This is a genomic window from Azohydromonas aeria (assembly GCF_009760915.1).
In the GTDB taxonomy this organism is placed as follows: domain Bacteria; phylum Pseudomonadota; class Gammaproteobacteria; order Burkholderiales; family Burkholderiaceae_C; genus Azohydromonas; species Azohydromonas aeria.
This window is the reverse complement of the sequence record NZ_VIDQ01000108.1, coordinates 1-17,603: the sequence shown is the minus strand read 5'-3', so window position 1 is coordinate 17,603 and position 17,603 is coordinate 1. Positions and strand designations below refer to the sequence as shown.

General features: G+C 69.3%; 16 protein-coding genes. 11 read left to right on the top strand and 5 right to left on the bottom strand.

Features of this window, described 5'->3' with window-relative positions; all coding sequences use genetic code 11:
• Positions 1-273, top strand: a 273-nt coding sequence (locus FJ694_RS33120) for a hypothetical protein (RefSeq protein WP_198321137.1), incomplete at its 5' end; no start/stop codon positions are given.
• Between the two features lie 27 nt (positions 274-300).
• Here the strand turns inward: FJ694_RS33120 and FJ694_RS33115 are convergent.
• A complete protein-coding gene (locus FJ694_RS33115; protein ID WP_198321136.1) occupies positions 301-1,317 on the bottom strand; it encodes a universal stress protein in 1,017 nt (338 codons plus the stop codon).
• Positions 1,318-1,917: 600 nt separating this feature from the next.
• Between FJ694_RS33115 and FJ694_RS33110 the strand changes: the two genes are divergently transcribed.
• Genes FJ694_RS33110 through FJ694_RS33065 form a run of 10 tightly spaced genes read left to right on the top strand, consistent with a single transcriptional unit; the run spans position 1,918 to position 12,617 of the window.
• A complete protein-coding gene (locus FJ694_RS33110) occupies positions 1,918-3,843 on the top strand; it encodes a methyl-accepting chemotaxis protein (protein ID WP_157271790.1) in 1,926 nt (641 codons plus the stop codon).
• A 20-nt stretch (positions 3,844-3,863) separates the two neighbouring features.
• Entirely contained in the window at positions 3,864-5,501 is a 1,638-nt protein-coding gene (locus tag FJ694_RS33105) for a chemotaxis protein CheW (protein ID WP_232540334.1), read from the top strand.
• 42 nt (positions 5,502-5,543) lie between these two features.
• Positions 5,544-6,671 (top strand): chemotaxis-specific protein-glutamate methyltransferase CheB, encoded by a 1,128-nt coding sequence (gene cheB, locus FJ694_RS33100; RefSeq protein ID WP_157271789.1) that lies wholly within the window; start codon positions 5,544-5,546, stop codon positions 6,669-6,671.
• A 27-nt stretch (positions 6,672-6,698) separates the two neighbouring features.
• A complete protein-coding gene (locus FJ694_RS33095; RefSeq protein WP_157271788.1) occupies positions 6,699-7,340 on the top strand; it encodes a HEAT repeat domain-containing protein in 642 nt (213 codons plus the stop codon).
• The gene (locus FJ694_RS33090) at positions 7,337-8,209 is read left to right on the top strand and encodes a CheR family methyltransferase (protein ID WP_198321135.1); all 873 of its coding nucleotides are present in this window, start codon (positions 7,337-7,339) and stop codon (positions 8,207-8,209) included. Before FJ694_RS33095 ends, FJ694_RS33090 begins: the two co-directional genes overlap by 4 nt.
• Positions 8,210-8,213: 4 nt before the next feature.
• Complete coding sequence (locus tag FJ694_RS33085; protein WP_157271787.1) at positions 8,214-8,630, top strand: response regulator; 417 nt, start codon at positions 8,214-8,216, stop codon at positions 8,628-8,630.
• On the top strand, positions 8,627-10,975 hold the full coding sequence (locus tag FJ694_RS33080) for a chemotaxis protein CheA (RefSeq protein ID WP_157271786.1): 2,349 nt from the start codon (positions 8,627-8,629) through the stop codon (positions 10,973-10,975). The genes FJ694_RS33085 and FJ694_RS33080 overlap by 4 nt, the downstream gene beginning before the upstream one ends.
• Positions 10,976-10,977: 2 nt before the next feature.
• Positions 10,978-11,202: a hypothetical protein gene (locus FJ694_RS33075; RefSeq protein WP_157271785.1), complete on the top strand. Its 225-nt coding sequence runs from the start codon at positions 10,978-10,980 to the stop codon at positions 11,200-11,202.
• The gene (locus FJ694_RS33070; protein ID WP_157271784.1) at positions 11,196-12,215 is read left to right on the top strand and encodes a methyl-accepting chemotaxis protein; all 1,020 of its coding nucleotides are present in this window, start codon (positions 11,196-11,198) and stop codon (positions 12,213-12,215) included. Before FJ694_RS33075 ends, FJ694_RS33070 begins: the two co-directional genes overlap by 7 nt.
• A 36-nt stretch (positions 12,216-12,251) precedes the next feature.
• Entirely contained in the window at positions 12,252-12,617 is a 366-nt protein-coding gene (locus FJ694_RS33065) for a response regulator (RefSeq protein ID WP_157271783.1), read from the top strand.
• A 9-nt stretch (positions 12,618-12,626) separates the two neighbouring features.
• On the opposite strand, the gene FJ694_RS33060 is transcribed toward FJ694_RS33065, so the two are convergent.
• From FJ694_RS33060 to FJ694_RS33045, 4 genes are all read right to left on the bottom strand, one after another.
• Entirely contained in the window at positions 12,627-12,899 is a 273-nt protein-coding gene (locus FJ694_RS33060) for a PAAR domain-containing protein (protein ID WP_157271782.1), read from the bottom strand.
• Positions 12,900-12,903: 4 nt separating this feature from the next.
• Positions 12,904-14,316, bottom strand: a complete 1,413-nt coding sequence (locus FJ694_RS33055; protein ID WP_157271781.1) for a T6SS immunity protein Tli4 family protein — start codon at positions 14,314-14,316, stop codon at positions 12,904-12,906.
• Positions 14,313-16,043, bottom strand: a complete 1,731-nt coding sequence (locus tag FJ694_RS33050) for a Tle4 family T6SS lipase effector (protein WP_157271780.1) — start codon at positions 16,041-16,043, stop codon at positions 14,313-14,315. The genes FJ694_RS33055 and FJ694_RS33050 overlap by 4 nt, the downstream gene beginning before the upstream one ends.
• Before the next feature lie 14 nt (positions 16,044-16,057).
• Positions 16,058-17,603, bottom strand: a 1,546-nt coding sequence (locus tag FJ694_RS33045) for a DUF2345 domain-containing protein (RefSeq protein WP_157271779.1), incomplete at its 5' end; no start/stop codon positions are given.

Below are 17,603 nucleotides of genomic sequence, written 5' to 3'. Positions count from 1 at the left end.
GGCGCGCCGTCCGCGCCCGTCGCCGCGGCGCCCGCGCCGGCGGCACCGGCCGTGCACGACGCGCAGGCCCAGGCGCTGGCCCGGGCGCGGCAGGCCTTCGAGGCGCTGCCCGAAGAGGAGCAGGCCGCCTGGATGGAGCGGCTGCGCGCGCACGTGGTGGCCAGCGGCACCGCCACGCCGACGCTGATGCGCCGGCTCGATGCGCGCCAGTGGCAGTCGCCGCTGGTGATGGCCCGCATGGTGCGCTTCTACATGGAGCAGGGCGAGGGCTGAGGGCAGGGCGCTGCGCCGCCCGGCCGCTCAGTGCGGCACCCAGCGCGCGATGCGGCTGAAGAGCTTCTTCAGGTCCTCGGCCTCGTAGCGGCCCAGGCCGGGGTCGTCGTTGGCCTCGAAGGCCTCGGCCAGCTCCAGCCAGTCGGCTTCGAGCAGGTGCTCGCCCGCCAGCGCCAGCAGCCGGCCTTCCTCCAGCGCCATGTGGGCCCAGGCGGCCGCCGCGAAGTCCTGCACCGCCTCCTGCAGCGCCGGGGCGGCTTCGGGCGCGCCGGCGGCGCAGCGGTCCACCAGCCGCGTCAGCCGCCGCACCGCCTCGTACTCGGCCTGGTGCTGGCGCTCCAGCTCGGCCAGCAGCTCCGCCGCGTCCGGATGGCGCTCCAGCAGCCGCGCGTGCAGGTGCCGCTCCTCCTTGGGATGGTGCAGCCGCTCCGGGAAGTCGCGCAGGTACTGCAGCATCGGCCGCAGCGCCGCCACGTCGAGCCGCCCGCCCTGGCGCGCCTCGGCCGCCAGGCCCTGCATCCCCTTGACCACCACGGCCATGGAGCGGTGCTCGTCGAGCAGGGCCGCGGTGGCACGCTCCCGCGCGGTGAGCGGCTCGTCGCGCTCCACGCGCGTGACCAGCACCGGCACGCGCGACTGGCGCAGCACCCGCTCGGTGTGCGAGCCCTGCAGCCAGGTGCGCATGCCGCGCAGCCCGTGCGAGGCCATGACGATGAGGTCGCAGCCGCGCTCGGCGGCGGCGTCGAGGATGGCTTGCGCAGGGCGCCCGGTGATGCGGGCCAGGCCGTCGCAGGGCACGCCCAGCGCCTGTGCCTCGGCCTGGGCCTTGCCCAGCAGCGCGGCGCTGTCGCCAAAGGCCTCGTGGGCGAACCAGGCCGGGTCGAGCTCGCGCAAGGCCGAGCCCTCGCCGGTGCCGCCGAAGTCCGGCGCGCCATGGAAGAAGGTGATGCGCGCGCCCAGGCGCTGGGCCAGCCGGGCGGCCTGCGTGATGTTCAGGGCGGACAGCGCGGTGCCATCCACGGGCACGAGCAGGTGCTGATACATGGGAAACGGGTGTTGGGAACAGGTGCAAGTGTGACCGGGTTCACGGGCCGGCCTTGGCCGGAGCGTGGCTGCGCCGGGGCTTCGCTGCGTTTCGCGCTCAACCGGTGGCACGGGCCGGGCCATCGTGCAGCCCCGCCCGGGTCAGGGTGCATGCGACGCCGCGCACCTTCGCGGCAACGACATGAGCCAGGCTTGACGTGGCTCAAACCGGGCGCCCGCGACAGCACCAGTGCAGGGCAGCGAACGCTCCCCGGGTGGCCGATTTCACGCTTCGAACCCTAAGTTTCACATTTCTGGTGCGGGCCCCTACAGGGGTCGCCGCCGTGGCCGTAAAGCAGGCGGAGCCCACGCGCAAGAAGACTGTGAGCTACCGCACTCAGGCCGACCCGGGAAGAGCCCGGGTTCACAGTCCTGCCACGAAGTGGTGCGTGGGCCAAACACACTGCGCGGCATGCCCAAACGGCAAGCCCCGACGGCTGACCGAGCGAAGGCTGCGCCCACCGGCGCTTGCGCACGCATCGACCTGCCGGCCTCGTGTCCGTTGCCGAGGCCACGTTCTTTGACCCGACCTTCGTTCCCCCCTTTCCCGGAGATTTCCTGATGTCCCTCGTCCGCAAGGCCAGCACGCTGGCCGCCTCGTCGCCTGCGCAACTGTCCGGCGGCGCCATCCCCAAGCAGGTGGCGCGCGACGCCGACCAGCAGCGCAAGCGCGCGCGCACGCTGGCCAAGCAGCAGCAGGCCGCCGAGCGCGTGGCCGCCGCCTCCAGCCAGCTGGCCGCCGGCATCAACGAGGCTTCTTCCGCCGCCGAGGAGCTGCGCCGCGCTTCCGGCCAGATCGCCACCGGCGCCGAGGAGGCCGCCGGCGCCGCGCAGGAGTCGCTGGCCGCCATCAACCAGGTGTCCGTGGCCATCACGCGCCAGCTCGAGGCCGTCAACACCGCGCGCGGCACGGCCGAGGCCATGCAGACGCTCGCGGGCCAGGTCAATGCCGAGGTGCAGGCCACCGTCAACAACGTCGCCACCGCCGCCGACCGCCAGGCCGAGTCGGTGAAGATGATGACGGAGCTGGAGCGCCAGGCCGCCAACATCGGCGACATCGTCAAGGCCGTGGCCCGCATCGCCGACCAGACCAACCTGCTCGCCCTGAACGCCGCCATCGAGGCCGCGCGCGCCGGCAAGCACGGCAAGGGCTTTGCCGTGGTCGCCGACGAGGTGCGCACGCTGGCCGAGACTTCCGAGAAGAGCGCCCGGCAGATCCAGGAGCTGGTCGGCCAGATCCAGGGCGAAGTCAAGTGCATCGCCGCCGGCATCAACACCTCGGCCGAGACCGTCAAGAGCGAGGTCGAGAAGAGCGCGCTGATCCTGCAGCAGCTCGAGAGCATCCGCAGTGACGCCGCCGAGATCGCCGGCGGCGCCGCCGAGATCGCCGCCGCGGCCAGCCAGAGCAGCATCGCCGCGCAGCAGGCGCTCAAGGGCGCCGAGGCCATCGCCGCGGCCGCCACCGAGCAGTCCTCGGCCTGCGAGGAATCGAACAAGACCGTGGACGAGCAGTCGTCCGCGCTGGCCATGTGCGAGCAGACCGCGCAGGGCCTCTCCGACATCGCCGACGAGCTCAAGAACTCCACCGACATCGCCAAGAGCGCCGAAGAGGTCGCGTCCTCGGCCGAGGAGCTGTCCTCGGCGGTGCAGGAGATCAACCGCTCGGCCAGCCAGATCATGGTGGCGCTGGAGCAGATCCGCAAAGGCGCGCAGTCGCAGGCCGCGGCCACCAACGAGGCGGCGGCCGCCGTGTCGCAGATCGAGCGCGGCGCGCAGCTGGCCGAGAGCCGCGCCACGCAGGCCGGCGAGCGCTCGCGCGCCATCCGCTCGCTCATGGGCGAGAACAAGAAGAACATCGACGCGCTGGTCACCGGCGTGTCCACCAGCGTGAGCGCCACGCAGGACAGCATCGCGCAGGTCAAGGAGCTGGAGCTGGTGTCGCGCAAGATCGACAAGATCGTGGACGCGATCACGCAGGTCTCGATCCAGACCAACATGCTCGCCGTCAACGGCAGCATCGAGGCCGCGCGCGCCGGCGAGTACGGCAAGGGTTTCGTGGTGGTGGCCACCGACATCCGCAACCTGGCGCACGACTCGGCCGAGAACGCCGACCGCATCAAGGACATGGTCAAGGCCATCCAGGACCAGATCGGCCTGGTCGGGCGCGACCTGCACGCCATCGTCACCGCCGCGCTGGGCGAGGTGGAGAAGGCCAAGTCCATCACTGCCAACCTGATCCGCCTGGAAACCGACGTCGATGCCATCGAGCGCGGCAACGGCGAGGCCGTGGCCGCGGCGCAGGAGATCGCCAGCGCCGTCACGCAGGTCAAGGCCGGCGTGCAGCAGATCGCCGCCGCCGCCACGCAGGCCGAGAAGTCGGCCGAGGAAGCGTCGGGCGCCGCGCGCCAGCAGTCGCAGGGCGCCGAGGAGCTGGCCGCCGCCATCGAGGAAATCGCCTCGCTGGCCGACGAGCTGCAGAGCGCCTGAGACGCTGAAGGAGTATTTCCTTGAGCAACCAACCTGAGATGCAGGACGACGCGGCCGCCGACGACGGCGCCGGGATGGGCCTGCAGTTCGTCACCTTCGCGGTGGCGGGCGAGATGTTCGCGGTGCCGATGGCGCCGGTGCAGGAGATCATCCGCGTGCCCGAGGTGGCGCGGCTGCCCCTGGCACCGGCCGTGCTCGACGGCCTGGCGAACCTGCGCGGGCGCGTGCTGCCCATCATCAGCCTGCGCCGGCTCTTCGGCTGCGAGGCGCAGGCCAACGACGACGCCACGCGTGCCGTCGTCATCAACCTGGGCCAGCCGCTGGGCTTCGTGGTGGACCGCGTCGCCAGCGTCGTGAGCGTGGAGCCCGGCGAGATCGAGCCGGCCGAGCAGGTGCAGTCGGTGCTCAGCGCCGACTACCTCACCGGCGTGATCAAGCGCGCGCTGCCCGAAGGCGGCACCGAGATGCTGCTGGTGGTGGATTTCACACAGCTGATCCGGGACCAGTTCCGCGCCATCGGTACGGCGGCCGCGGAGCAGGGCGCCTCGGGCGCCGACTCGGGCGCGCACGACGCGGCCCTCGACGAGGACGCCGTGGCCAGCGACGAGCTGCGCCTGGTGTCGTTCTCGGTGGCGGGGCAGGAATATGCCCTCGACATTGCCGAGGTGCAGGAGATCGTGCAGTTCCCCGAGCAGTTCAGCGTGCTGCCGAACGCGCCGGGGCACGTGGTCGGGCTGATGTCGCTGCGCCAGCGGCTGCTGCCGCTGGTGAGCCTGCGCGGCCTCTTCGGCCTGGCGCCGGTGGACGCGGAGGTGCAGCAGCGCATCGTCGTGACCACGCTGCCGGGCAACCTGCACGTGGGCCTGGTCACGGATGCCGTGAAGGAAGTCATGAGCGTGCCGCGCGCGCAGGCCGAGCCGATGCCCGGGCTGCTGGCGCGCCAGCAGGAGATGCAGGAGTTCTCCGCCATCTGCCGCCTCGACCAGGGCAAGCGGCTGGTGTCCGTGATCGCCACGGACCGGCTGCTGCAGGTGCCGGGCATGCGCCAGGCGCTGGCACAGGGTGCCGGTGCGGCCGCAACCGACGAGATTCGCAACGAGGACGACGTGAACGACGTTGACAACCAGGACGCCGGCAACGACGCCGACGACGACACCCAGCTGGTGATCTTCCGCCTGGGCGCCGAGGAGTTCGGCGTGCCGATCATGAGCGTGCAGGAGATCGTGCGCGTGCCGCCCACGCTCACCCGCGTGCCGCGCACCCCGGCCTTCGTCGAGGGCGTGATCAACCTGCGCGGCACGGTGCTGCCGGTGGTGGACCAGCGCGCGCGCCTGGGCCTGCCGGTGATCGAGCGCAACGAGGGCCAGCGCATCATGGTCTACCTGCTCGACGGCGTGCGCACCGGCTTCATCGTGGACTCGGTGGCCGAGGTGCTGCGCATCCCGCGCGGCCAGATCACGCCGGCGCCGGCGCTGTCGCAGGAGCAGAGCCGGCTCATCGGCCGGGTGGCCAACCTCGACGGAGGCAAGCGCCTGGTGATGCTCATCGAGCCCTCGCAGCTGCTGCACGGCTCGGAGCTGCAGGCCGTCTCGGGCCTGGGCCGCGGCGGCGCCGCGACGGTGCACGAAGAGGACGACGCGCTGCCGCTGGCGGCGTGAGCAGGGCCAACGCAAGGACTCAAGGTCAGGAGGATCCCGGAAGTGGGGAAGGTACTGGTGGTCGATGACTCCGCGCTGATGCGCAAGCTCATCGGCAGCGTGCTGGGCGAGGCCGGCTGGGAAGTGCACACCGCGCGCAACGGCGCGCAGGGCGTGGAGCAGCTGCTGGCCGTCGAACCCGACGTCGTCACGCTCGACATCAACATGCCGGAGATGGACGGCCTCACGGCGCTGTCGCTGATGATGGCCGCGCGCCCGACGCCGGTGGTGATGGTCTCGTCGCTGACCGAGCAGGGCGCCCTGGCCACCTTCGAGGCGCTGGCGCTGGGCGCGGTGGACTTCATCGCCAAGCCCGGCGGCACCATCTCGCTGCACGTGGACGACATCCGCGCGCAGCTGGTGGAGAAGGTGGCGGCGGCGGCGCGTTCGCGCGCCGGGGCCCGTGCCCCGCGCCGGGCCGCCGCGGCGCCGGTGCCGGCAGCAGCACCGGCACCGGCACCGGCACCGCGCCCGACCAGCGTGCGCACCTTCGGTGCGGCTTCCACCGCGATGGCGGCGGCCCGCCCGGCCGCGCCCGTCGCGGCGGGCGCGGACCAGGTCGGTGGCGTCGTGCTCATCGGCGTGTCCACTGGCGGGCCGCGCACGCTGGAGGACATCCTGCCGGCATTGCCCGCCGACTTCCCCTGGCCGGTGCTGGTCGCCCAGCACATGCCGCCGCAGTTCACCGAGGCCTTCGCGCGGCGCATGGACGCCTTGTGCGCGCTGCGCGTGTCGGAGGTGGCCGCGCCGGTGGCGCTGGAGGCGGGCCGCGTCTACGTCGCCCGCGCCGGCACCGACCTGGCGCTGAGCCGCCGGCTGGGCCGGCTCTACGCCGTGCCCAAGCCCGAGGCCGCCGGCATGCACTGGCACCCCTCGGTGGAGGTGCTGGTGGACAGCGCGCTGCAGGTGCTGGAGCCGCAGCGCATCGTGGGCGTGATGCTCACCGGCATGGGCCACGACGGCGCCGACGCCATGACGCGACTCAAGCGCGCGGGCGGCCGCACCATCGCCGAGTCCGAGGACACCTGCGTGGTGTTCGGCATGCCGCAGGAGCTCATCCAGCGTGGCGGCGCCTCGTTGGTGCTGCCCTGCACCGCGATCGCGGCGCAGCTGCGTCACTGGCTGCGCTGACAACCAACAACAACACAGGGAGTCGACATGGGACTCAAGAAGTTCAACGCCGCAGCCGCGCTGCACGAGGTGCACGAGCGCAGCTACGAGCGCGACGAGGCGGGCCTCGTGCGCCAGCTGCGGGACGAGGACACGCAAGTTCGGCGCCTGGCGGCGCGCGACCTGGGCCTGCTCGACGGCTCGGCGCGCAGCGTGGCCGCGCGAGCGCTGTGCGAGGCGCTGGCCGTCGAGGGCCATGCCTGCGTGCGCAGCGTGCTGCAGACCAGCCTGTCGCAGCTGGCCGACCCGGCCAGCGTGCCCGCGCTGCTGGCGCTGCTGCGCAGCGAGGACGCGGCGCAGCGCAACGGCGCCATCGAGGTCCTCGCCGGCATGCCCGACGCCGTGGCGCCGTACATGCAGGCGCAGCTGCGCGACGCCGACCCGGACGTGCGCATCCTGAGCGTCAACCTGCTGGCCGAGCTGGCGCACCCGGACGTGCCGCACTGGCTGGCGCAGCTGCTCGACGCCGAGACCGAGATCAACGTCGTCGGCGCCGCCATCGAGGTGCTGGGCGAGGTCGGCACGGCCGAGGCGCTGCCGGCGCTGCGCGCGGTGCGCGAGCGCTTCGCCGCCGACACTTTCACCTGCTTCGCCGCCACGCTGGCGATGGAGCGCATCGAGGCCGCATGAGCACCAGCGCCACCACCAGCGCCGTGACGGCGGCGCCGGCCATCAGCGACGCGGACTTCCAGAAGTTCGCCGAGTTCTTCTACCGCAAGACCGGCATCCGCTTCGAGCCGGCCAAGCGCTACTTCGTGGACAAGCGGCTGGTCGAGCGCATGCGTGCCACCGGCGCCGAGACCTTCCGCGACTACTTCATCGCGCTGCGCTTCGAGGCCGCCGGCGGCGAGCTGCAGCAGCTCGTCAACGCGATGACGGTCAACGAGACCTACTTCTTTCGCGAGTCGTACCAGCTCGACGCGCTGGTGAACGGCATGCTCGACGAGGTGGCGGGGCGCAAGCGCCCGGGCGAGCGCATCCGCATCTGGTCGATCCCGTCGTCCACGGGCGAGGAGCCGTACTCGATCGCCATCTACCTGCTCGAGCGCTGGGCGCGCATCGAGGAGTTCGAGGTCGAGATCCTGTCCTCGGACATCGACACGCAGGTGCTGGCCGCGGCGCAGCGCGGCGTCTATTCCGCGCGCTCCGTGGGGCAGCTGCCCAAGGATTACCTGCGCAAGTACTTCACCGCCACCGGCCAGGACAGCTGGCGCATCTCGCGCGACCTGGCCGAGTGCGTGGAGTTCAGCCGCGTCAACCTCACCGACGCCAACGACACGCGGCGCTTTCGCGACATCGACGTGATCTTCTGCCGCAACCTGCTGATCTATTTCGACGACCTCTCGCGCCGCGTCGCCGCCGAGGCGATGTACGACGCCATGGCGCCGGGCGGCTTCATCTGCCTGGGCCATTCCGAGTCGATGAGCCGCATCTGCTCGCTGTTCAAGCCACGGCGCTTTCCCGACGCCCTGGTCCACCAAAAGCCGCTGGAGTGCTGACGCGATGCCGCGCATCCTCATCATCGACGACGCCGCCACGGTGCGGCTCTATCACCGCAAGCTGCTCGACGACGCGGGCTGGGCCACGCAGGAAGCGTGCAACGGCGTGGAAGCGCTGGAGCGCATCCTGGCGCAGGACGAGGGCGAGGCCTTCGACCTCTACGTGGTGGACGTGAACATGCCCAAGCTCGACGGCCTGGCCTTCGTGCGCGAGCTGCGCCGGTTGCCGCTGCGCCACCAGGCGCCCGTGGTGATGGTCTCCACCGAGGCGCAGCGCCACGACTGCGAGGCCGCCTGGCGCGCCGGCGCCAACGAATACCTGTTCAAGCCCGCGCGGCCGCAGTCGCTGGTGAGCACCGCCGCGATGCTGCTGGGCGAGCGCACCGCGGCGCTGCGCGCCGCGCTGGGAGGGACGCGATGAACACCGCCGAGCTGCTGGAACAGTTCGTGGTCGAGGCGCGCGAGTGCCTGGAGACCATCGGCCAGCGCCTGCTGGAAGTCGAGCGCAACCCGCGCGACGCGGCGCTGCTGGGCGACCTGTTCCGCAACGTGCACACGCTCAAGGGCAACTGCGGGCTGTTCGAGTTCAAGCCGCTGGAGCGCGTGGTGCACGCCGCCGAGGACCTGCTGGACCGCGTGCGCGACGGGCGCATGGCCTGGAGCGCGGAGCTCTCCGACGCGCTGCTCGACGCCATGGACCACGTGGTGCTGCTCATCGACCAGATCGAGCAGTCCGGCGCCATCACCGACGCCGGCCGCTCGCAGGCGCTGGCCGACGCGCTGCGCGCGCTGCTGGCGGCCGAGGCGCCGGCGCAGGCAGGCGCGGCCGTTGCCGCCGCACCCGAGGCGCCGGGCACGGACACGTCGGCGCCGGACTGGCTCGACCGCCTGGACGCGGCCGCGCGCGCCGCGCACCCGCAAGCCGTCGCGCTGTACTACCGGCCCGAAACCGACTGCTTCTTCAAGGGCGAGGACCCGTGGCGCCTGGCCGCCACGGCGCCGGGGCTGCTGCACGTGCAGGCGCTGCCGCAGTCGCCCTGGCCCGAAGGCGAGGCGCTGGTGGCCTGGGACTGCTACCAGTGCAACCTGGAGTTCGTGCTGCTGAGCGGCGCGCCGGCGGCCGAGCTGCTGGAGCACTTCCGCTGCGTGGCCGAGCAGGTGCAGTGGCACCAGGCGCCGGCCGAGGCGCAGGCGGCTGTCGAGGTCACCGCGGCCGCACCCGCGCCGCAGGAGGCGCCGGCCAGCGAGGCCGCCGTGCCGGTGCTGCGCGCGCAGGCCGAGGCGCTGTGGCGCCGGCAAGTGCAGCTGCTGGACCACCCCGGCGTCGAAGGCGGCCTGGTCGAGGCCGTGCGCCGCGCGCTGCGCGGGCTGAGCCAGGTGCTGGAGCTTTCCGATGCGGTGGCCGCGCTGGACGCGCTGCCGTCTCCCGCGCCCGCTGCCGCCGTGCTGGCGCTGGCGCGCACGCACGCGGTGGCGGCGGCAGCGCCGGCCGCCGAGGCGGCGGCCGTTGAAGCGGCGCAAGCCGCCGAGGCCGTGCCCGTGGCCGGCGCTGCCGCCGTTCCCGCGGCCGCCGGCGCCGACCATGCCGGCGGCCAGCGCGTGCTGAAAGTCGCGCAGGAAAAGGTGGACCGGCTGATGGACCTCATCGGCGAGATGGTCGTGGCCAAGAACGCGCTGCCGTACCTGGCGCAGCGGGCGGAGAACCAGTTCGGCCAGCGCGAGCTCGCGCGCGAGATCAAGGCGCAGTACGCCGTGATCAACCGCATCGCCGACGAGATGCAGTCGGCCATCATGCAGGTGCGCATGCTGCCCGTGGGCGTGGTGTTCCAGCGCTTCCACCGCCTGGTGCGCGACATCTCGCGCAAGCTGGGCAAGGACGTGCGGCTGGAGCTGCAGGGCGAGGACACCGAGGCCGACAAGAACGTCATCGAGTCGCTGGCCGACCCGCTGATCCACATCCTGCGCAACAGCCTGGACCACGGCATCGAGGCCCCGGCCGCGCGCGTGGCCGCGGGCAAGCCGGCCCAAGGCGTGATCCGCGTGCGCGCGGCGCAGCAGGGCGACCGCGTCGAGATCGAGATCGAGGACGACGGCGCCGGCGTCAACGCCGCGCGCGTGCGTGCCAAGGCGGTCGAGCGCGGGCTGATCCCGGCCGAGCGCGCCGCCTCGCTCAGCGACGCGGAGGCGGTGCAGCTTGTGTTCCTGCCGGGCTTTTCCACGGCCGAGGTCATCTCCGACCTCTCCGGTCGCGGCGTGGGCATGGACGTGGTGCGCACGGCCGTGGAGCGCGTAGGCGGGCGCGTCGAGCTGCGCAGCCGCGCGGGGCAGGGCACGGCGATGCGGCTGTCGCTGCCGCTGTCCATGGCCGTGAGCCACGTGATGCTGGTGGAGTGCGCGGGGCGGCGCTTCGGCGTGCCGATGGAGCAGATCGTCGAGACGGTGCGCGTGCCCGGCGAGGACATCCACCAGTTCAAGCAGGCGCGCACCGCGGTGCTGCGCGGGCGCATCGTGCCGCTGCGCCCGCTGGGCGAGCTGCTGGCGCTGGACGCGCCGCCGCTGGCCAATGCCGACGGCGAGCTCGCCGTGCTGGTGCTGCGCCTGGGCGCGCAGCACGTGGGGCTGCTGGTGGACCAGTTCCACGGCGCCTCCGACATCATCCTCAAGCCGCTCGAAGGCGTGCTGGCCGGGCTCACGGGCTTCGCCGGCACGGCGCTCATGGGCGACGGCAGCGTGCTGATGGTGCTCAATCCGAAGGAGTTGTTGTAGTCATGGGCATCCGATACGAAGAAGGCACAGCGCTGCTCGAAGGCATCGTCGGTGTCGAGGACGCGGAAGGCCTGGCGGCCTGGTTGCGCGAGCAGCCCGCGCCGGCCGTGGCGCTGTCCGATTGCGAGCACGTGCACGGCGCCGTGCTGCAGGTGCTGCTGGCGCTGCGCCCGCGCGTGGCCGCACGCCCGGCGCCGGGCTGGCTTGACGGGGTGCTGCCATGCTGAAGCGCCTGTTTTCGAAGCTGCTGGGCCGGCCGGCCTTCACCGGGGACGCCGCGGCGCAGCCCGGCGACGACGCCCGTGCCGTGCAGGGCCTGCGCGCCCTGGACACCGAGGTGATGGCGCAGCTGCAACGCGCGGTGGGCCTCTCCGGCACCTCGGCGCTGCAGATGGTCGAGCGCGTGGCGGGGCTGCGCGGCCTCTCGGCCCGGCTGCAGCACGAGCTGGGCCAGGCGCGCGAGCGCGCCGATGCCGAGCAGGACAGCATGGAGCGCAACGGCGACGCCATCGCCGAGCTGGCGGCCTTCGTGCAGGCGCTGCCCGAGCAGATGGCGCGCGACCGCGCGGCGGTGGAGAACCTGGTGGGCGAGGTGCGCAAGCTCTCCAGCCTGACCGAGACCATCCAGCTCATCGCGCGCCAGACCGAGATCCTGGCCATCAATGCCGCCATCGAGGCCGCGCGCGCGGGCGAGGCCGGCCGCGGCTTCGCCGTGCTGGCGCAGGAGGTGCGGCGCCTGGCGAACCAGTCACGCGAGTCCGCCACCACCATCGAGCAGGACATCGGCACGCTGGCGCGCGAGGTGGAGGAGGGCTGGAGCGCCGACTTCCGCGAGCGCGCGCGCCGCACCGAGGTCGAATCGGCCCGCCTGGCCGGGCGCACCCAGGCGCTGCAGCAGGGTTACGTGCAGCTGCGCAGCGTGCACGGCGAGCTGGTGCATGACGTGGCCGCGCACCACGCCGAGCTCGACCAGGGCCTGGCCACGCTGCTCGACACCGCGCAGTTCCAGGACGTGGTCAAGCAGATCGTGGACCGCGTCGAGCCCGCGCTGCAGGCGCGCCAGGGCGTGGTCGAGGAGCTGCTGGAGCGGCTGCGCCGGGGCCAGGGCACGGTGGAAGCCACGCAGCGCGCCGTCGCGCTGGCGGACGACTACCGCGCCGGCGAGGCGCAGCACCGTGAGCCCGAGGCCGCGGCGCACGAGCAGCCCGGCCAGCCGGGGCTGCGCATCGAGCTGTTTTGATTGAACGAACCGGATTTCGGGAACGAGGAACCCAAGTTGAAGAAGCACATCCTGCTGGTCGATGACTCGGCCACCATGCTCATGAGCCTGAAGAGCTCGCTGGAGATCGCCGGCTTCGAGGTCAGCACCGCCGGCGACGGCGTGCAGGCGCTGGAGCGCATCAAGGCGAGGAAGCCGGACCTGATGGTCACGGACATCAACATGCCGCGCATGGACGGTCTGGAGCTGATCCGCCAGGCGCGGACCATTATGCGCTTCACGCCGATTCTGACGCTGACCACCGAGAGCCAGCAGGTCAAGCGTGACGAGGCGCGCAGGAACGGCGCCAGCGGCTGGCTGGTCAAGCCGGTGGCCGCCGCCGAGCTGATCAAGGTGATCAGGCAGGTGCTGCCGGGCGCCTGAGCCTGGAGCTCAGCCGTCGCGGCTGAAGCGGCCCGTGCTGGCGATGAGCCGGGCGCCGCAGCTGGTCCTGTGGCCTTCGTAGGCGACCGGCACGCCGTCGATGGTGTGGCTCGCATCGCCCTCGGCGATGGTGCAGCCGGCGTGGCCGCGCTTCGGGCAGCTGCAGGGGTCGCCCTGCAAGGCCACGGAGATGCCGTCCACGGTGAAGTGCGGCGCGCCGCTGGCGAGCACCCGGCCGCCGTGGTCGGTGGCGTCGCCGACGCGGATGACGTTCCGCGGCATGGCGTCAGCCCTTCCTGGGCGGGGGGACCGTGGGCGGCGCGTCGTAGCTCGCCAGCCGCCACGTGGCGGCGCGCTGGCCTGTAGGGCGCTCACCCTTCCACTGCTGCCACCAGTTCGGCCGCAGCCAGACGCGGACCATGGGCATGCGCTGGCCTGCTTCCAGCCACACGCCCGAGCTGGCCTGCGCCAGGGGCAGGGGGTCGTCGCATTCCCACCAGCCGGTCTGGGGGCAGGTGCGGCCGGAGAGCTGGAGGTTGTTGAGGGGAATCCTGGGTGGGGCGGCCTGGCTGGTCTTCTTGCTGGTGGGGCGCACGCGGATGGAGCCGACCAGCTTGTCCCATAGCGCAATGGCTTCCTCGTCGGTGAGGCTGGGGGGGACGCGGGCGGTTTGTTGTTTGCCGGCGCCGGTGTCAAGCTGCATTTCGAATGCGGGCCGCAGTTCGTTGTTCGCTTCACCGCCGCCATGGAAAACAAATTGGTGGTTCTCCGTTCCATTGCCCTGAGCCGGTTTGCGAGCCAGTATTTCGTAACCCCGGCCACCATTGAATTCACGTTCGCCACGGCGCAGGAACTTGATGCCGGCATACCAGGCACCATGGCCGCTGCGCTGGGCGGCGCGCTCCGCGTCTTTCTGAAGTCGTTGGATTTCGTCGATGGTTTCCTGCTCTGTGTCTCGGTCGCTGACGCGCGTGTTGATGGAAAAGTGTGCGTCTGGAAATTCGTTCAATCGAATGCCAAGTGCAAAATTCTCGCCAGACTCGGCAAGCGGCTTGGCAATAAAAGCGCCGTCAATACATACGCCAGTATCGCTTGGTACTTCATTCTCGTCTCTCGAACGGATGTTTTTTGCGGTGTGATTTAACTCTGCAACTGCATCCAAGAATGAGCCCGATCCTCCATTCTCTCTTATTTGTTCTGCCGTACGAGCCTTGGTTTCTTGTATAAATAAGTCGCTTCCGAGTTTAATATATGATTCCAATTTGTAATGAACTCCTGAGCCTAAATCGACTCCTACTAGAATTTTGTGCGTGGGAAGTGCTCCGTCAATAACTTTTCCGTATTTTGCTTCCGGACCGTCTTTCAACATTTTGTGTGCATAGATGCGTTCCTGCTCAAGGATGTCTAATCGCTTTTGTATCTGGATATCGGCATTTCCGCCCGCGCCAGGTAGACGCCGAATGGTGGAGTGCACCCTTGCATAACCAAATATTACATGGGCAGTGGCCGGCACATCCATTACCAAGCGTCCCATGCATACAGATTTTGTTTTCTGGAATATCGCTTGTAGACGAGGTGTTGGGATATCCATGTTGCTTTCCTGTTTTGAAGGATTTTTCTGATGACAGCCGCTTAAGGCGAATAAGGCAAGCGCTGAGAGTGGCAGTAATTTGGCGGCACACTGTGATGGTGGCATCATTTGCTCCAACTCATTGTTTGAATGATGCGTACAAGGCTATAAAGCGTACAATGTAGGACAGCCTCGTCTTTATAGCTGTCTTGATGCTCATAGCCGGTTTGCCGGAATACGCCTTTGAGCATACCGCTACTGAGTTGCTGGTCCGCTGAATGCGCCGGCACTGTTTGATCACCGGGGTCTCTCGCTGGCTGTAGCCTGACCCCTAACCAAGGCGTTGGCATTCCTGGTGGCTTGGGTCGTGCTGGATCGATCACTCGCAAGCTGCCTTGCCTGTTGTCAGCCAATATCTGCAAGTCTTTAATATTTGCATTGAAGGCAGTTTCGTTGCCAACATCCCACGTTACTCGATGCCAAGCAGGATTATTGAGGCCGGCACCATAATGAGCATAAGTGTTGGGGTGATAGGTATGAAGAATTTCTGCATGAAAGGCCTTTGCTTGCATCAGTAAGTCATGAGTGTTCTCAATGGAGCTATCACGGGCACTCATTCCTGCGGGATTTATCCAAGATTCATTGAATAATCGATACCATGGATTACGTAGTTTGTAGATTTCTTTGTAAGGATCGCCTTCTTGAGGTAATCTTATTTGTTCTTGCCCTTTGTGAGTGACCAACAGCCAGTGGTTTCCATAGGCCTCGCTGGGTAGTAATTCTAGTCCTCCAGGAGAGTTGCCTAATACTGCGGTAACTTCATTTCCGAAGTTACCCAGTACTTTTGCTGGAATGTTGGCGCCGCTGTCTTCAAATCCACAGCGCATGCGTTTATAAGCAGCAGCCGCTCCGATGGCAGGCATTACCCCATGCACAACACCCAAAACTTTGTGTTGAAGATTCCCCATGTCGGGATGAATCAGTGCGCGTGCAACCAGTCCACCCATGCTGTGTGTAACTATAATCACTTTTTCGCATTCAAATCCCCAGCTTTTGTATTGAGAAATCAATTTATTGATGCGCTGAGCTACACTAATTCCTGATTGACGGTTGGATTTGAGCCAGTTGTATCCCATGGCATGCACAGGAAACCAGCAGTCATGCAAAGCCTGTCGCAATTCCTCTTCTTGCAGTGGCTGCAGGTTTGACCCCGGATGCGCCTGCCAAGCCGACGGATCTACACCGACAATATTCTTCCACCAACTGAGGAGCCGTCCACCGCTGAAGGCTGAGTGCAGCCGCCGCTCGCAGAGTTGCAGCAGTTCGCCGTAACTGTCGAAAAATACTTCGCCCCAGCCGCGTTCACGGGCCTTCTGTTCCTTGGTACGGCGAGGGCGTACTGTTGGCGGATCATCGGTCAACAGGAGGGTGGCGTTGCGTAGCGCCAACGGATACGTGAGTTCCACCTCCACGTTGTCGTGGCGTTTTTCGGGTGATTCCTCCGTGTCGCCCGTCGGCGAATCAGGCGCATAAACATCTACTTCAGTTTGAGTGTGGTCCAGTTGCATTTGCCGTTGCGCTGGCGTGGCAATAAGCAATGCCGAAGCTTCTCCACTGCGATCGGGTCGCCAAGCAATGTTGTTGTCCTTTCCAAGCTCGCGTTGCCGCTGTGCGGACAGACGCAGATTCGATCCCATGATTCCAGGCAAGAAGACAATAGGTATGACGCGCCGCGGCGGTACGGCTACCTTCTGCGGCAGCCTGTCCGGTGTAGGCGTGACGTAGCCCTCAGTGATGCGGCCTCCCGTTTCGGGACGTACGGGCAATTGCCGGCCCGGAATGGCGGAAGTGGCCATTGCATTGGTTCCTTTCAGTCCAGCAGTTCCACGCTGTAGCGCGCATAAGGAATGGAGGATCGGAATACCGGGACCTTGCCCTGTGCGTCCGTCGTGGCCTCGATCACTTGTCCGTCCTCGACCTGAATCCGGCAGCGGCGCTGCGCCACCGGCAAGTCCGTGAAGGCGTCGAACAGCACGATGTGCTGGTCAAACTCCAAGTCGCTCCCCGGCGCCTTTACCCCCGCCGGCACCCCGTCCCCGCCGCTGCTGTGCGAGAACGTCATCGACCTGACGACATAGGCCCCGCGCGCCTGCTCGAAGATCGCCCCGCCGCCCCAGCGCGTGGCCGCGCCCTGGCTGACGAGCTCCACCTCCGGCGCCTGGATCAGTACCTTCACCCCGGCCGTGAGCCGGATAGTCCCGGCGGCCATCAGGTCGATGTCGCCGTCATGCGCCTGCAGTTGCACCGTCCCCTTAGCCGCCACGGCCTCGATGCCGCCCCGGTGCGCGAAGGTGCTCACGCCCTGCGCGGCGCGCTGGCGGATCTGGCCGCCGCTGGTGAGCTGCGTGTGGCCCACGCTCACCGCGTCGATGTGGGTCTGCGCGCCCAGCAGCAGCTCGTCCTGGCTGGCGATGGCCGCGCCCGCCGCGGCGCTGACGGCCACCACCGGCGCGCCGCCGCCGGCCGCCTTCGCGTCCACGTTGGAGCCCTTGTCCCAGTCGGCCAGCAACTGCACCAGTCGGCGCAGCCGTTCGGGGTCCGTCGCGCCGGCGTGGTGCGTGTCGGCCAGCTGCCCCAGTTGCTCCACCGCCGCGTGCAGCGCGCGCACCAGCCCCAACAGCTCCTCACGCGCCAGGTGATGGCCGCACGCCCCGGGCTGCGCCGCCGAGGAGATCAGCACGCCCTGGCCGCCGCGCAGCGCCGTGGCCGCGTCGCTGCGCAGCTCGGCGCCTTCGCCCCGCGGAGTCGTCCGCCCCTGGCGCATCGGCGTGGCCAGGTCGCCCAGGTTGAGCTGGCTGGCCGCGTGGTCGCTGGCGAGCTGCGCGCTGAAGCCCCGCGGGCTGTCGTTGAAGCGCAGCTGCTGCCCGCGGCCGCCGCCGAGCTCGCGCGTGACGATGCCGCTCAAGCCGTGGTTGTGCGGCAGGCCGATGAGGCCGTCGAAGCGCGGCGCCACGTTGCTGGCGTGGTGGCGGCTGCCCAGGATCACCGGGCGCGACGGGTCGCCCATCTCGAAGCCGATGCTCACCTCCATGCCTGGGCGCAGCGGGAACACCACGCCGAAGCCCGAGCCGCACCACAGCCCGTTGACGCGCACCCAGGCGCCGTCGCCGGCGTTGCCGTTGGTGCCCGCGCCGCCGGCGTGCGCGTGGTCCTCGGTATCCAGGCCGTGGAACTGCACCTTCACGCGCCCCAGCTCGTCGCACCACACCGGCACGCCCTCCACGCCCACGACGCTGGCCGTCATCAGCGGCAGCGCGGGCAGGTCGAGCGACGGGTCCCACGGCGGCGCCCAGGGCGCGTCGCGCGCCACGGCCGCGAAGCGGTTGACGTAGCGCTCGTCGGCGTCCATGAGTGGC

Coding starts and splice junctions, on each gene's coding strand:
- FJ694_RS33115 (WP_198321136.1), bottom strand. CDS start 1,317: ATGTATCAGCACCTGCTCGTGCCCGTGGATGGCACCGCGCTGTCCGCC.
- FJ694_RS33095 (WP_157271788.1), top strand. CDS start 6,699: ATGGGACTCAAGAAGTTCAACGCCGCAGCCGCGCTGCACGAGGTGCAC.
- FJ694_RS33060 (WP_157271782.1), bottom strand. CDS start 12,899: ATGCCGCGGAACGTCATCCGCGTCGGCGACGCCACCGACCACGGCGGC.
- FJ694_RS33075 (WP_157271785.1), top strand. CDS start 10,978: ATGGGCATCCGATACGAAGAAGGCACAGCGCTGCTCGAAGGCATCGTC.
- FJ694_RS33085 (WP_157271787.1), top strand. CDS start 8,214: ATGCCGCGCATCCTCATCATCGACGACGCCGCCACGGTGCGGCTCTAT.
- FJ694_RS33110 (WP_157271790.1), top strand. CDS start 1,918: ATGTCCCTCGTCCGCAAGGCCAGCACGCTGGCCGCCTCGTCGCCTGCG.
- FJ694_RS33050 (WP_157271780.1), bottom strand. CDS start 16,043: ATGGCCACTTCCGCCATTCCGGGCCGGCAATTGCCCGTACGTCCCGAA.
- FJ694_RS33070 (WP_157271784.1), top strand. CDS start 11,196: ATGCTGAAGCGCCTGTTTTCGAAGCTGCTGGGCCGGCCGGCCTTCACC.
- FJ694_RS33090 (WP_198321135.1), top strand. CDS start 7,337: ATGAGCACCAGCGCCACCACCAGCGCCGTGACGGCGGCGCCGGCCATC.
- FJ694_RS33055 (WP_157271781.1), bottom strand. CDS start 14,316: ATGATGCCACCATCACAGTGTGCCGCCAAATTACTGCCACTCTCAGCG.
- FJ694_RS33080 (WP_157271786.1), top strand. CDS start 8,627: ATGAACACCGCCGAGCTGCTGGAACAGTTCGTGGTCGAGGCGCGCGAG.